17 protein-coding genes are annotated in these 13,773 nt (G+C 43.7%); 14 read left to right on the top strand and 3 right to left on the bottom strand.

Annotated features, from left to right (window positions below):
• The 4 genes from U9Q77_05255 to U9Q77_05240 all read left to right on the top strand — a co-directional run.
• Positions 1-1,184: GspE/PulE family protein (locus U9Q77_05255; GenBank protein MEA3286765.1), on the top strand; the 1,184-nt coding region annotated here is incomplete at its 5' end.
• Positions 1,185-1,189: 5 nt separating this feature from the next.
• Positions 1,190-2,605, top strand: a complete 1,416-nt coding sequence (locus U9Q77_05250; GenBank protein MEA3286764.1) for a sigma-54 dependent transcriptional regulator — start codon at positions 1,190-1,192, stop codon at positions 2,603-2,605.
• Positions 2,598-3,812 (top strand): type II secretion system F family protein, encoded by a 1,215-nt coding sequence (locus U9Q77_05245; GenBank protein ID MEA3286763.1) that lies wholly within the window; start codon positions 2,598-2,600, stop codon positions 3,810-3,812. Before U9Q77_05250 ends, U9Q77_05245 begins: the two co-directional genes overlap by 8 nt.
• A gap of 102 nt (positions 3,813-3,914) precedes the next feature.
• A complete protein-coding gene (locus tag U9Q77_05240; protein ID MEA3286762.1) occupies positions 3,915-4,058 on the top strand; it encodes a hypothetical protein in 144 nt (47 codons plus the stop codon).
• 151 nt (positions 4,059-4,209) lie between these two features.
• Here the strand turns inward: U9Q77_05240 and U9Q77_05235 are convergent, their stop codons facing one another.
• A complete protein-coding gene (locus U9Q77_05235; GenBank protein MEA3286761.1) occupies positions 4,210-4,341 on the bottom strand; it encodes a hypothetical protein in 132 nt (43 codons plus the stop codon).
• Between the two features lie 112 nt (positions 4,342-4,453).
• On the opposite strand from U9Q77_05235, the gene U9Q77_05230 reads away from it, so the two are divergent.
• The 9 genes from U9Q77_05230 to U9Q77_05190 all read left to right on the top strand — a co-directional run bounded on the left by U9Q77_05230 (position 4,454) and on the right by U9Q77_05190 (position 9,332).
• Positions 4,454-4,957, top strand: coding sequence for a type II secretion system protein (locus U9Q77_05230; GenBank protein MEA3286760.1), 504 nt, complete (start codon positions 4,454-4,456; stop codon positions 4,955-4,957).
• Positions 4,958-5,003: 46 nt separating this feature from the next.
• On the top strand, positions 5,004-5,408 hold the full coding sequence (locus U9Q77_05225) for a type II secretion system protein (protein ID MEA3286759.1): 405 nt from the start codon (positions 5,004-5,006) through the stop codon (positions 5,406-5,408).
• Between the two features lie 110 nt (positions 5,409-5,518).
• Positions 5,519-5,980, top strand: coding sequence for a type II secretion system protein (locus U9Q77_05220; GenBank protein MEA3286758.1), 462 nt, complete (start codon positions 5,519-5,521; stop codon positions 5,978-5,980).
• Positions 5,981-5,985: 5 nt separating this feature from the next.
• Positions 5,986-6,477 carry a GspH/FimT family protein gene (locus U9Q77_05215; GenBank protein MEA3286757.1) on the top strand — a complete coding sequence of 164 codons (492 nt, stop codon included), beginning with the start codon at positions 5,986-5,988 and terminating at the stop codon, positions 6,475-6,477.
• Positions 6,464-6,958 carry a hypothetical protein gene (locus U9Q77_05210; GenBank protein ID MEA3286756.1) on the top strand — a complete coding sequence of 165 codons (495 nt, stop codon included), beginning with the start codon at positions 6,464-6,466 and terminating at the stop codon, positions 6,956-6,958. Before U9Q77_05215 ends, U9Q77_05210 begins: the two co-directional genes overlap by 14 nt.
• Positions 6,958-7,494 (top strand): prepilin-type N-terminal cleavage/methylation domain-containing protein, encoded by a 537-nt coding sequence (locus tag U9Q77_05205; protein MEA3286755.1) that lies wholly within the window; start codon positions 6,958-6,960, stop codon positions 7,492-7,494. The genes U9Q77_05210 and U9Q77_05205 overlap by 1 nt, the downstream gene beginning before the upstream one ends.
• Positions 7,491-8,840, top strand: coding sequence for a hypothetical protein (locus tag U9Q77_05200; protein MEA3286754.1), 1,350 nt, complete (start codon positions 7,491-7,493; stop codon positions 8,838-8,840). The genes U9Q77_05205 and U9Q77_05200 overlap by 4 nt, the downstream gene beginning before the upstream one ends.
• A gap of 67 nt (positions 8,841-8,907) precedes the next feature.
• Positions 8,908-9,108 (top strand): hypothetical protein, encoded by a 201-nt coding sequence (locus tag U9Q77_05195; GenBank protein MEA3286753.1) that lies wholly within the window; start codon positions 8,908-8,910, stop codon positions 9,106-9,108.
• A gap of 14 nt (positions 9,109-9,122) precedes the next feature.
• Entirely contained in the window at positions 9,123-9,332 is a 210-nt protein-coding gene (locus tag U9Q77_05190; GenBank protein MEA3286752.1) for a hypothetical protein, read from the top strand.
• A gap of 110 nt (positions 9,333-9,442) precedes the next feature.
• Here U9Q77_05190 and U9Q77_05185 read toward each other — a convergent pair whose 3' ends face one another.
• Positions 9,443-9,736 (bottom strand): hypothetical protein, encoded by a 294-nt coding sequence (locus tag U9Q77_05185; GenBank protein MEA3286751.1) that lies wholly within the window; start codon positions 9,734-9,736, stop codon positions 9,443-9,445.
• A 381-nt stretch (positions 9,737-10,117) separates the two neighbouring features.
• Here U9Q77_05185 and U9Q77_05180 point away from each other — a divergent pair, with 381 nt between their 5' ends.
• A complete protein-coding gene (locus tag U9Q77_05180; protein MEA3286750.1) occupies positions 10,118-13,441 on the top strand; it encodes an alpha-amylase family glycosyl hydrolase in 3,324 nt (1,107 codons plus the stop codon).
• A gap of 124 nt (positions 13,442-13,565) precedes the next feature.
• On the opposite strand, the gene U9Q77_05175 is transcribed toward U9Q77_05180, so the two are convergent.
• The coding region (locus U9Q77_05175) for a hypothetical protein (protein ID MEA3286749.1) at positions 13,566-13,773 on the bottom strand (208 nt) is incomplete at its 5' end.

The raw sequence follows: 13,773 nt of genomic DNA, 5'->3' as shown, positions 1-13,773 counted from the left end.
TTCGGGTTGTCTCTCGTGAGATCCATGAGGATGCTGAGATTGTGCAGGTTGTTGATATGCTTCTGTTTGAAGCAGTCAATATGGAAGCCAGCGATATTCATGTTGAACCCCGTAAACATGATGCCCGGATCCGCTACCGTGTGGATGGTGTTTTACAACAGTACTATTCGATTCCATCTGAATCTGTTGCCCCTCTCATCTCCAGGATCAAGATTCTGGCTGACATGGATATTGCCGAATCCCGTCGTCCCCAGGATGGACGTTTTCATTTCGCTCAAAAAAATGTTAAAGTGGATTTACGTTGCTCTACATTTCCAACTCCCAATGGTGAAAAAGTAGTCATGCGTATACTGGATGAAGCCAAAGGTAAGATAGATCTGCACAAGCTCGGTTTTGAGGGAGGCATTTTAAAAGAGTGGCGTGAGACCATCAAAACCAGCAACGGTATCTTGCTGGTAACCGGACCGACAGGTAGTGGAAAGACAACCACTCTTTATGCTACTTTAAACACATTAAATACGGTGGCTGTCAACATCATGACAGTTGAAGACCCCATCGAGTATTCACTGGAAAATATTAACCAGAGTCAGGTCAATACTAAAGCAGGTCTTACTTTTACAACAGCTTTGCGGACGATGATGCGTCAGGATCCAGATGTGATCCTGGTGGGTGAGATGCGTGATGTTGAAACTATCGAACTGGCTGTTCGGGCTGCTCTTACCGGTCACCTCGTGTTTTCCACACTGCACACAAACGATGCTGCTTCCACCTTTACACGTCTTACAGATATGGGTGTGGATACCTATTTATTGAGCTCAACTGTACGGGCAATTCTAGCTCAGCGTTTGATTCGTTTACTCTGCCCCCGTTGCAAGAAACCGGTAGAAAAGAGTGATGAACTGAAAAAAGTATTAAAGATCGGTGAATGGCCGGATTATGCCGGCGTTTACCAACCCGTCGGGTGCATTCATTGTCGCAATTCAGGTTATGTGGGCAGAACCGGTATCTTCGAATTGTTGATCCCCAACCAGGAGATCAAGGATCTGGTCATTAAAGGAGCCAGTGCTGATGAAATCGAAGCAGCGGCTGTTTCCAGTGGCATGTATTCACTCAATCAGGCAGCCAGAGAATATGTTTTACGAGGTCAGACTTCCATGGATGAAATCCTGAGAGTAACCTTGTGACCACTATGGCTCGCGAGTTTTTAATATTAGCCCCCAGACGTCGTAGCGACCCGGAACCGGAAAGACTGCTACTCCAGAATCTGGCACAGTATGGAAAGATCACTAGAACCAGTGACTGGGTCTCGCTTTTTAATTACGCCAGCATCAATACATATTCAGCTATTTTTATTTCCTGTGCTACCTATGCTGAGGAACATCGGATGTGGCGTAAGGAGATCAATAGATTACACCCCCATCAATCCATTATCCTTTTTAGCGCTCATACAGATTTTGATGTACGGGTGATCAGGGAAACCTCGCGTATCTTTGGCATTCTCAGGCTTTCGGATGTTGAGCATGCACTTGATCCCCTGATAGCTAGACTGGACAAATATCTGCAATTCAGACAGAATCTCGGAGGAAAGGTCTCCAAACAATTATTACGTCCCGGCGGTTTTGGAGATTTTGTAGGTAATTCAGATGCCATGTTGGACGTCTATCGGCAATTGACCCGGATCGCAGCCAGTGAATACACCGTTTTGATCCAGGGGGAAAGTGGTTCTGGTAAAGAACTGGTTGCTCGAACAATCCATCATCTCAGTGAACGCAGAGAAAAAACTTTTGTAAGTATAAATTGTGCAGCTATCCCGGAAAATCTGTTGGAGAGTGAGCTCTTCGGATATATGAAGGGAGCCTTTACCGGTGCCGTTCAGAACAAAGCTGGAAAGTTCGAGCTGGCTCATAAGGGCACTCTTTTTCTAGATGAAATTGGTGATATGCCACTGGAGCTGCAGGTGAAACTGCTCAGAGTCTTGGAAGATGGACGGATCCAGCCACTGGGAAGTGTGGAAGAGAAACAGGTGGATATTCGACTGGTTACGGCAACCCATCGTGATTTACCTGATCAGATTACCAGGGGACTTTTTCGCGAAGATCTTCATTATCGATTGAATGTGATCCCATTGCAAGTCCCACCGCTTCGTTTAAGATCAAGTGACATCCCGCTATTGGTACTTTACTTCCTGGAAAAACTGCTTCGTGGCGAGGATCAAACGATTCGTCGGATTGCCTGGGATTTGCTAGCTGAATTAGAAAAGCTGGATCTGCATGGCAATGTAAGGGAGCTGGAAAATTTGTTAACACGTAGTGTCTTTCAATCCGAAGGGCAACAGCTCACCGGAGCTTCCTTGCTTACCAGTGGCATTGGTCCGCAAAAGCAAGTCGGCCAACCGGTTCATGCAGTAGAAAGCTCAGGAGCTATCCAGCCCTTGTGGCAGATGGAAAAGGATGCTTTACAGCATGCTCTTGAAACTCTGGACGGAAATATTAGTCAGGCGGCTGCTCAATTGCAGATTTCCCGCACTGCCATTTATCGCAAAATAAAAAAATACGGTTTGGACTATTCTCAACCGGCAGCTGGTTCGCGAGCTGACAATGCCTGAATTTACCTGCCGTATCATGAGTGACTCCGGAACAGTTGAAGAGCGTGTGATCACCGCTGAATCAAAGATGGATGTTTATACCCAGGCAGATGACCGGGGCGAAATGCTGCTTTCAGTTAAAGAGGCCAAATCAGGTGTCTTGTCTGGGGGCGGCTTTTTTAAACAGCAAAAGAAGGTCAAGCCGGCTGAGGTTGAGAATTTTACAGTCCAGTTGGGAATCATGTTCAGATCAGGTATTCCCCTGATTGGTGCTCTGGAGGCGTTAGAGGAACAAGCTGAAACAGACACCATGCAATCAGTTGTCAAGGGCTTGATCAAGGATGTCAGTGGGGGTCGATCTTTATCGCAAGCCATGGAAACCTATCCAGGAGTATTTTCCATTCTGTATGTGAATATGATCCGGGCTGGTGAAACAGCTGGTGTTATGGAACAGATCCTGGGACGCCTGGGATCCTTTATTAAGCATGATCAGGAAGTCACTCGTAATGTGAAGTCGGCTTTGCGCTATCCCATGATAGTCACCTCTGCTCTCAGTTTGGCTTTTGGGGGTGCCATGGTCTTTATTGTGCCAAAATTTTCCACTATGTTTGGCTCCAAAGGTATCGATCTACCACTTCCCACCAGGGTCATGATAGTTATCAGCGATTTTTTGATAAATTATTGGCCTGTTGTAATCGGTATAGTTGTTGTGGGAATCTTCAGTTTCAAGTCCTTTGCAAAGACAGAAAAGGGACGTTATAGTGTCGATAATTTCAAGCTACATCTACCGGTATTTAAGGATATTTTTCTCAAAACCAACATTGCTCGGTTTGCCCACATGCTGGAGACCTTGAGCAAGGGTGGTATCCAGATCATTCGCTCGCTGGAAACAGTGGAGCAAACCGTTGGTAATGTGGTGATCGGCGAAGAGATCGCCACTGCTCGCAAAGAGGTTGAAAAAGGGGTCGGTTTGGCGGAGGCTTTAGCAAGGAGTAGATATTTTCCTAAAATGACTGTTAAAATGATCGCTGTTGGTGAGAAATCAGGGGCTTTGGATGAAATGATGGCCAACGTAGCAGAACAATACGATACAGAAGTTGATGCCAAGATCGCTGGTTTGAGTTCAGCCATAGAACCCATTATGACAGTTTTTATGGGGGGCATGCTGCTCTTTCTGGCGTTGGGAATATTCCTGCCAATGTGGAACATGTATGGGGCAATTAAATAGCCAGATGTGGAGATGCCACCAAGGCACTAAGACACGAAGTTTTAGAATAGTGATGATGAATATTCTTAGGGTTATCGATGGAACAGCAATAAGGGGTGTCGGATGAATCAGGAAAGCAGAAAAAAAGGATTTCGTTATCAATTCTTTCAGCGCCAGTATCCATCCTGGTTGTATACGATTGTCGTTGGCTTGTTTGCGCTGGGTGTCTACATCTGGATCGAATATTTTTTGGTAGTGGGGTATTAGCCCACCTCGATCTCCTCGATACAATTTTTCCTCCTCCGGAAAAATTTCTCGGAGACCGGCTCCTTCCTGAGGATCAAGGCTGGAAACGGGACATCCCAGGTAATTTCATCCAGTGAATTTTAAATACCACATGATCAGCCCCTGGGTGATTTTATTCCAGCTGAACTAAAATACCACCTGACCGATCCCTGAGTGATTTTAGTTCTGCAGGAACTAAAATTGTATCGAAGGGTAAGGTCAACTGTCCCACACCGCTACACCATGCTGTTACGATATGAAACATATTTCAACACATCCTGATTTACATAACTATAAAAAACAATAACTTATAGCATGGCACAACCCTTGCATGTTGTTAGGGTATGAATTTTGATAACAACTTCAGGAGCACAAATATGAATGCAAAGAGAAGAAGCGGTTTTACCTTAATGGAGTTGGTGGTGACTGTAGCCATTATTGGTACTTTAGCAGTATTTGCTGTACCTGCTTACCTGGATGCCCAACAGAATGGAAAAGCCAATAAGGCTTTGGAAACCATGAACACTATCGGGTCGGCCATTGTAAATAAATATACCTCAGTGGCTCACTATGGCATCGGGAACAGCGCCCTCGCTCAGCTAAATTCAACTGCCGGTGCCTGGGTTACGCTGGCAGATAATACAATTCTGATCAAATATAATCGGGGAGCGGGTGTTGTAAATGTGGTCACAACCGATTTATTTAAAGATGGTGTACCAGATTCACCTTTTGGCTCCGGTTGGGAATTTTTTGTCCATGCAGATTCAATTGGTGAAGCCAGTTGGTCAGGAAATCCACCAGAGCTGATCATCACCAGTCAACCCATGTTCAAGATTCGGGACAAGAACCAACCCCTGGTCTATGAACAGTACACACTATAAATCGCAATAATAAATAGACAAACAAAACGTATCAGGAGGATATGAAATGAAAACAAACAACAACAAAGGTTTTACACTGATCGAACTGATCATGGTCATCGTGATCCTGGGAATTCTGGCTGCAGTTGCTGTGCCGAAGTTCTTTGATTTGACCTCACAGGCACAGACCAAGAATAAAGCGGCTGTGGTAGGAAACATCAAAGCCGGTATCCAGCTATTCGCTGCTAATAAAATAGTGACAACAGGGTCAAGAACTTTTCCTAAAGCACCCATGGCTTTGTCAAGCATTTTGGATGAAGTGCCGGAGGACTGGAGTTTGGTACATGGCGCTGCTGGGACAGACTCAATTTTGTATCATCAGGGTAGTGATAACTGGAAAGCCTGGACCTATAAAACGACAGCTTCCGATGATAGCACCGGCTATACTCTCAGCGCAGAAGCTACAAGATAATATTTATCATGAATTGAAGTTTCTGGAAATACAGATGTCCTCTTGCTAGACAGGAGGGCATCTGTGTCTATATCAATAAGTTATCCAATAATTTAGATATGGTTTATGGTATGGATAAATTCGCTCTGAGAAACCGAAGAAGAAGTAAGCTTCAGAAAGGTTTTACTCTTTTTGAAGCAGTGATTACTGTTTCTATTATGGGAATACTGGCTGCAGTGGTGACTCCCACATATCTTGAGACTCAGATCGAAGCCAAACTTATCATGTCTCAAACCAACATTACCCAGCTTAAGCAGGGTTTTGTCAATTTATATCTCAAAGCCATGTTTGAGTCTCAGGAAGATGTTTTTCCAGCAGAACCAACTGATAACAAAATGACACATGATTGGGCTAATTCAACGACCCTGTTTGATGGTCGTACTGTTTCTCAATTATTCAACGGTTCGAAAATCATCATGAATCCCTATAATCATCCATATCTTTATTATGTATTGGTTGAAACAGAGCACGAGGCCGCAGGGTTTCGCATTGATGATCCCGATACCGGGGTTTCTCAATCATTCAGACCCTAACAGTAATGCTATTCCATTATTCATACAAAATTTGTAAAAGAGGCTTCACGCTTATAGAACTTGTTTTGGTCATAGCAATTATTGGTATCATTACAGCCATTACATTGCCTAAAACATCTACCCTGATTGAAGACATCCGTGAAAAGGCAGTCGCTGAACGGTTGGTGGAAGATCTGAACTATCTGCGCAGCTATGCCACAACCTATCATGATACCACCTGGTTGGTGGTGGATGCCGCTCAAAATCAATATGGCTTGTATGTTGGACCATCAGCAGGAAGCCGTGTTTTGATCCCTGATCCACATACTCAGGAGTCTGCTGTTTTAGATCTGGATGTTGACTACGAAGGTGTCTCCATCACCTCAGCTAATTTTGGGGGTAGTGCTGAAGTCTGGTTCAACTACTGGGGTACGCCCTCTTCAGGTGGAACCGTTGTACTTGATTCGCGCACTATAACCCTTGTCGCCGAGACGGGAATGGCTCATGAAACGCCCTGATCCACAATCCGGTTTCTCCATTATGGATATCATCATGGGTTTAAGTATCATTGCTGTGGCTATTGTTGGAATGATGCTGGCCCAAAGAAATTATGTTCAGCAAAGCAGTCAGGTTGAAGTAGGTCTGCGAGCTGTCTCATTGGGTAATTCGGTAATGAATATTATTCGTATGCATGCCTATGATGACAGTACCTCTTCGCCTTGGAGTCCAAGTTTGGGTCCCAACACTGGTGAAAGCTCTGCTGATGATTATGATGATATTGATGATTATGATGGTGCCAGTTGGGACTTTAGCAATGATGGATTTGCCGGGTTCACTATCAATACACGCGTGTTTAACGTTCAGATCCCGACAAATTGGGTTGATAGTGTTGGCACCGGGGGCAATTTTAAGAAAATTACGGTTACCGTGAATCATTCGGTTCTCAAATCACCGGTCACCTTTAGCAGTATTGTTGCTGGAATTGAGGAACACGATTAATGCAACGCAAGTTTGCTAGCGGTTTCACTCTGATTGAATTGATTATTTCCATCATTTTAATGGGAATCATCAGCGGCCTGTTAGCCTCTATTATTGCTGTAAATTTTTCAACCATGGCTGAAATTTCCGATCGAAAAAAACTGGTCACGCGTGGTATGCTGGCGATTGATCTGTTTGAAAGAGAGCTGGGAATGCTCAAGGATTCCACCAACCTGGTCATTGCGGATGATCAACAGATTCAGTTCAACGACAAATATGGAAATACCTGGGACTATTCAGTATCATCAGCCACTTTTACCAGACAGGAAGTTGGGGTTGGCTCTGCTATTACCTTGGCCTCACCGGTGATCAATGCAGATACTGAGTTTCACTACTTTGATGGTGACAACAACGAATTGACCTCGCTGCCTCTGAGCAGCACCAATCTCAAATTGGTACGGTTAATAAAACTTATTTTGGCTATGGATGATGGTGGGACAGGGGTCTTCCTCATGAGTATTGTATATCCTGAAAACCTGAAGATATATAATCCGTGAGTGACCAGATCATTAAGCAGAGCGGTTCCACGACTGTTCCCGTGCCAACATCAAAACCCAATCCACAGTCAGGTTTTGGTATGACCCTGATTGCGATTACCATTGCGGTAGTCATGGGTTTTGCAGTGGCGATGTATATGCGTCAGGTATCTACTCAGGCTGTGCTTTTTCAGGATACCTATGCAGGCAGCCAAGCCCATTGGGCAGCTATGTCAGGTATTGAATTCGGACTTTACAAGTCTGAGCTGGGTGAAGCAGATGTGACAGGTGTATATACATTTTATAATTCAACGATCACCATCGATACGGTGGAAACCTACAGCGATGGCGGAACTCTCCCTGATTTCTGGTATATGGTTACCAGCCGTGGATCTGTAGGTGAAGCATATCGGGATTTACGGATCCTATCCAAAAAATCATTAAAAACAATTTGGGGCGATGTGTCAATTATTGAAGGCACTGGTAATGTCAGTATTCGGAATACTTTTAAACTCAATGATTCTTTGTATATTGGACAAAATGTTTCCGTTCAGGCCGGCACAGTGATTGGGGATCCACCTGAAGCAGCAACCCATCTTTACCGACCTCCCGGTAAGAGTGTGACAGGAGGGCAGGAAGATGCCTACTTTACCTCAGGTGAACACCCCAAGGGTTGGCTTTTTAATCCCGATTTTAACACTGATCCCTATGATAGTCTGCTGAATATAGCAAATGCCATATCATCTACCAGTGGGAACAAGTATAATGGTAATCAAAGGTGGCGAAACCTTACCATTGATCTTAACACTTATGATGATAGTACGATCTATATCAAGGGGACTTTAAAGTTACAGGGTTGTACCATTACCGGGGGAGACACTACCCGACCGGCTGTGATAGTCGCTACCAAGGATATTAAATGTGAAAATCGATCCGGTACAGAAACCACTTTCGGTGATAATATTATCTTTATTGCCGGCGATGATATTTATATGTACGACTACACTGAGTTTGGGTTGGATCACAGCGCGCTAACACCAGAGAATAGACCCAATACCTTCAATTTGATGTATGGCTATGACTATATATTTATTGATAATAATGTAGATGTCTGGAGCCAGCTATTCGCAACAGATGATATCCGTCTGGACGGCTCTGCCTATGGGATCGTTTATGCCCCGGATAAATTTACTTTTAGGACCTCTTTAAGTTACCTGGAGGGAGCCGTTTTTGTCCATAGACCAGTTGGATCAGGGGGAAATAACCGCCTGGATCAAGGTGTCATGAATTTGAACCACTTTTTTAATGAAGACTATTTCAAAACTTATGACTATGGAGTTATTAAGAACTCATTGTTGGAATATTAATAAGTTCCATATTGGAATTATAATTGCGTACAATTAATATCTATACGTCAACGAATAAAGGAAAACTATGAGAGAATTTGGTATTGTACTGTCTTTGATTTCCATCGCGATCGGAGTATTGCTATTGATTGCTCCGAAGGTTCTGATTAAGCTGAGTGAACAGACCAACCGGCTTTACAATATTGATGGCCTCGTATACCGAAATCGCTATCTCCTTGGCAGTATGCTGTTATTTGCATCTGCTTTTCTGATTTACACAACATTCTAGGGTTTGGAGTAACAATGCAAGGTCATGAAACTTTCACTTTAGTTATTGCGGCGATTGCAATGATCACAGGGCTTTTGCTTATACTGTCACCTGCAACCCTGATCAAAGCTGGGGAATTTTTTAATCGTGCCTATGATGTGGAAAGCACAGTCTATACTAAACGGATCATGTATGGTTTTCTGTACATTGTTGTGGGAATAATCTTATTGTACATGGTGTGGTAAGGGATCCATATTCAAGGGAAAAAAAGAGGCTGTCTCAGGCACTGAGACAGCCTCTTTTGGTATTGGGGGGGTATTTGAGTCAGATCGTGCAGTTGCTTCTGCGGTGAAGTTTATGGCTGAGCAAGTGCTTCTGTCAGGATGTTGTCCACCTGATCCAATAGATCATTCAGACCAGTATATTTTTCTGCTTTAATGCTGCTACAGATCTCAGCACCTATCTGGCTTAAGCGTTCATAACCATAACTGGTACCGGTTCCCTTGATATTGTGTCCAAACTTGTAGACATCTTGATAAAGAGCATCATTTAAGTTTGTCCGAACTGCCGGTAAAGATGTATTCAAATACTCCAGATACTCTTTGATTAGAGCCTGAAATTCAGGGGATTGCATAAAATCATCGGTCATATCAGTATTTCCCTTCTTATAGAATCATCGCAGGTAATATAAAAATCTTCAATCCTATGACGGGTGTTTTTTTAAATTATTAGTGCAACAGTGATAAACTCTGTTCTCCGCCTTAGCGCTTGTACTTCAGACTTTTTAGCCACAACGTCACGAAGACACGAAGATATTACGTTTATGCAATTCTTAGTGTCTTGATGGCATCTAAAAGTATGAGTGATGGCCGACCTATCACAGAGTAGCTCGAAGAGCAAAGACGAACTGTCCATTATCGCTCTTTCTGCGAAAACAAGAAGGGGAGTATAAAATACTATTTCTCCTTTGTATGCATCTACTTTTGTATGTTATTATCCACAGGAAAAAAACTGAGCAAAAGGAACCAGCATGCCGAACCATTCTTCACAAGATCTGAAACTCGAAAATGATGGATCTGGCTATCCTGATCTCGAATTCCACCTGAGAAACACCCTGGCAGAAACATACAACCTGAGTTTACCCCTGTTTGCCCTGGAGAATAACAAGTTCAAGATTGACTATCATGAATTGCAGAAACTGATTTACACCCTTAATGAAGTTGATCCGCAGCAAAAATTCAGTGCCAGCGAATTCCATGGTCTTGGTCTCCTTTCCCTCATCTCGCATAAACTTATCAGGCTCTATCGAAACCAGATAAATCCAAACTATATCAGCGATCTCACTGAATATTTAACTCAAAAATACGATCCAACAGGCCTCCAGGACCTTTTAGGCAGCTATCTGAGTGCGTTGCCTACTGACAGTTTTAAAAATGCACACACTGGAATCGTTGAATACTTACAGGGGGAAACCCACTCTGTCCCGAATCTGCATATACTGGTGGAGGAACTATTAGTTCACATCCTGGCCTTGAATAACCCGGCATTCGAAAAATATGATGTTGCTTTCAAGGAAGCGTTTCATCAAGTCATCAAAACACCTGACAAGCTCTTAAAGAGCATCCAGGATTGGTCTGATGCTTCCACTGGTTTTGGTGTTGACCAGAAGAATATCATTGAACTTCTTATGGAACCAGCCCTCAACTCTCCTGACTCCATCGAAGGCCAACTGGCCTATATCAGCTCAAATTGGAGCAATTATCTTGGTTCTCATCTGGGAGATTTGCTCCGCGGACTTGACTTTTTTGAGGAAGAACATCGTTTTAGAGGTCTCGGTCCGGGAGAGACCCAGATCCCCTCCTATTCTGGTGATCTATTGGCTGGAGAATATTACAGTGAAGATAGCGACTGGATGCCCCGGGTGGTCATGATTGCCCGCAATTCTTTGGTCTGGTTGGATCAGCTTTCAAAGCGATACCAGCGTGAGATAAAGACCCTGAGAGACATCCCTGATCAGGAACTGGATCTGCTGGCTCAACAAGGTTTCACTGTACTCTGGCTGATCGGTCTCTGGAATCGCAGCGATATTTCCAAAAAGATCAAACACTGGTGCGGAAATCCTGATGCAGAATCTTCTGCCTATTCGCTAAAGGAATACAAAATTGATCCTGCTATAGGTGGTACCGAAGCTTTGGAAGATCTAAAAGATCGGGCTTGGGAACGAGGGATTCGTTTGGCCAGCGATATGGTTCCCAATCATACGGGTCTGGATGCTGACTGGTTGAAACAGCACCCCGAATGGTATATCTCTGTCCCTGATCCACCTTTTCCAGCATACAAATTTGAAGGTGGTGATCTATCTGATGATCCTGAGATCAGCATCCATCTGGAAGACCATTATTATGAGAGAAGTGATGCTGCGGTGGTCTTCAAACACGATGACCATCGCAATGGGAAAACCCGATTCGTCTACCATGGTAATGATGGAACAACCATGCCCTGGAATGACACAGCCCAGCTTGATTACTTGAATCCCGAACTGCGCGAAGCGATCATCCAGACTATTCTGGAGGTCGCCCGTCAATTCAAGGTGATCCGTTTTGATGCCGCCATGACCCTGGCGAAACGACATATTCAACGGTTATGGTACCCGGAGCCCGGTTCAGGGGGCGATATACCCTCCCGCGCTTCCTTTAGCATGTCAGGGGCAGATTTCAATCAGGCAATTCCAGCAGAATTTTGGCGAGAGGTCGTAGATAGGGTCGCCACTGAGGTTCCTGATACTTTGCTGTTGGCTGAAGCCTTCTGGATGATGGAAGGCTATTTTGTCCGAACCCTGGGTATGCACCGTGTATACAATAGCGCCTTTATGAATATGCTGAAGATGGAAGAAAATTCGAAATTCTATGCCATGATCGCCCAGACCCTGGAATTCGATCCTCGCATTTTGCAACGATTTGTGAATTTCCTCAGTAATCCTGATGAAGATACGGCTATTGCCCAGTTTGGTAAAGGCGATAAATATTTTGGAGCCACAGTCCTTATGGTGACCCTCCCAGGTTTACCCATGTTTGCTCATGCTCAGATCGAAGGGTTTGAGGAAAAATATGGTATGGAATACCGCCGGGCCTATTGGAATGAAACCCCTGATGAGGCTCTGATCGATAGACACAAACAACAGATTTTTCCACTTATGAAAAAGCGTTATCTGTTTGCAGGGGCAGGAAATTTCAGGTTATTCCCCATGCACAATGCTCATGGTGATAAACTGGAAAGCGTTTTCGCATATACCAACCGCAGTGGCACAGAACGAGCGTTGATCCTGGTAAACAATGCATATGAAAGTCAGGCAGGCTGGCTTAAGACCGCTACAGCAGTTAATCGGGAGCCCACTGCTGATGATCCGGTGCACCTGGTTGAAGACATCATATTTGCCCTGTCCTTTGATGTGGAGAATAACTATTTTATCATTTTCCAGGAACAGATATCTAAACTCTGGTTCATTCGCAGTATTGGCGAACTTCGGGAACGTGGTTTTTACTCTGAATTAGCAGGCTTTGAATCACAGATTTATTTAAACTTCCAGTTGGTCAGTGACACTGAATCAAATCCCTGGTCAACTATTTACAGTGAGCTTGCTGGTACCGGTATTGCGGATTTTGCACTATTGTTTCGCTCCATCGAACTGGAGCCGGTTCATGTACTTCTAACCAATTTCCTCAAATTTATAGTGCGGTCTGATGAATTGCCTGAAAGATCAGAACTCTTTATAAAATTTGCCCCTCTATTCGAAGCAATGCTTGAGATGAATAATAAGTCACTGCTTATTGAAGAAATTCAAGAGCTTGGTAATTCTTTTGATGAAGCGTTGCGAGGTACAAAGCTAAGTATGGTGGAGATACCTGAAAAGGTTACCAAATCATATCTGCAAATTGTCGCCATTGTCTACCTTGCTCGGCAGATCAAGGCTGTTGATCTGCAATCTGAGAGCAGCGTGGTGGAATCATATTCACTTGGTTCAGTTATCGAATCTCTTCTGCAAGAAGGAGGTCTTGAAGATCCAGCAGGTCTGGTAGCAACCCTGGAACATGCTGATAGACATTTTGATTTTTTGGGACGATCTCCAGCCAAATACTTTGAAATGATATTGACTCATCAAGAGGCGCAAAGATATTTGCAGATCAACAGGGCCAAGGATCTTCAATGGTTCACAAAAGATCGTATGGAAATCTTTACAGATATTATTGACCTTTTGGTTCACAAAGAAATAGACCAAGATATACTGGATGATATTCATCAAGCTGTTCATACTTCAGAGTACCAGTTGATACGCTTTCTGGAGTTGATCAGTTGAACTCAAAGCGTTCGTTGGCTTTTCTTCCAATACGACCTGTGTCGTGTTACTTTTAACGGTATTCAAGTATCACGTTTTTTATACGAATTTAATATTAACGGAACCGCTAGAAGTATTTGAGAAATCATGAAATATAGCCTAAACTCAATAAATACAGCCAGATGATGAATGTATAGCTATATTCTATATTATCAACACTTTGCGTCTCTGCGCGCTTTGCCTGCCCGCACGAAGTTATACGCAGGCGGGCGAGAGGTAGTTTTTGCGAGATCGTCAATATTGTATTGAGATGTTTGCTGAAAACCAGATTTAACGGGAGGGTGGAAATGAAA

This window comes from Candidatus Neomarinimicrobiota bacterium (assembly GCA_034716895.1).
In the GTDB taxonomy this organism is placed as follows: Bacteria; Fidelibacterota; UBA8477; order UBA8477; family JABMPR01; genus JABMPR01.
This window is presented reverse-complemented; position numbering and strand designations above follow the sequence as displayed.

Excerpts from the sequence above, each read along its gene's own strand:
- U9Q77_05250 (MEA3286764.1), top strand. The coding sequence starts at position 1,190 with ATGGCTCGCGAGTTTTTAATATTAGCCCCCAGACGTCGTAGCGACCCG.
- U9Q77_05245 (MEA3286763.1), top strand. The coding sequence starts at position 2,598 with ATGCCTGAATTTACCTGCCGTATCATGAGTGACTCCGGAACAGTTGAA.
- U9Q77_05240 (MEA3286762.1), top strand. The coding sequence starts at position 3,915 with ATGAATCAGGAAAGCAGAAAAAAAGGATTTCGTTATCAATTCTTTCAG.
- U9Q77_05235 (MEA3286761.1), bottom strand. The coding sequence starts at position 4,341 with ATGTTTCATATCGTAACAGCATGGTGTAGCGGTGTGGGACAGTTGACC.
- U9Q77_05230 (MEA3286760.1), top strand. The coding sequence starts at position 4,454 with ATGAATGCAAAGAGAAGAAGCGGTTTTACCTTAATGGAGTTGGTGGTG.
- U9Q77_05225 (MEA3286759.1), top strand. The coding sequence starts at position 5,004 with ATGAAAACAAACAACAACAAAGGTTTTACACTGATCGAACTGATCATG.
- U9Q77_05220 (MEA3286758.1), top strand. The coding sequence starts at position 5,519 with ATGGATAAATTCGCTCTGAGAAACCGAAGAAGAAGTAAGCTTCAGAAA.
- U9Q77_05215 (MEA3286757.1), top strand. The coding sequence starts at position 5,986 with ATGCTATTCCATTATTCATACAAAATTTGTAAAAGAGGCTTCACGCTT.
- U9Q77_05210 (MEA3286756.1), top strand. The coding sequence starts at position 6,464 with ATGAAACGCCCTGATCCACAATCCGGTTTCTCCATTATGGATATCATC.
- U9Q77_05205 (MEA3286755.1), top strand. The coding sequence starts at position 6,958 with ATGCAACGCAAGTTTGCTAGCGGTTTCACTCTGATTGAATTGATTATT.
- U9Q77_05195 (MEA3286753.1), top strand. The coding sequence starts at position 8,908 with ATGAGAGAATTTGGTATTGTACTGTCTTTGATTTCCATCGCGATCGGA.
- U9Q77_05190 (MEA3286752.1), top strand. The coding sequence starts at position 9,123 with ATGCAAGGTCATGAAACTTTCACTTTAGTTATTGCGGCGATTGCAATG.
- U9Q77_05185 (MEA3286751.1), bottom strand. The coding sequence starts at position 9,736 with ATGACCGATGATTTTATGCAATCCCCTGAATTTCAGGCTCTAATCAAA.
- U9Q77_05180 (MEA3286750.1), top strand. The coding sequence starts at position 10,118 with ATGCCGAACCATTCTTCACAAGATCTGAAACTCGAAAATGATGGATCT.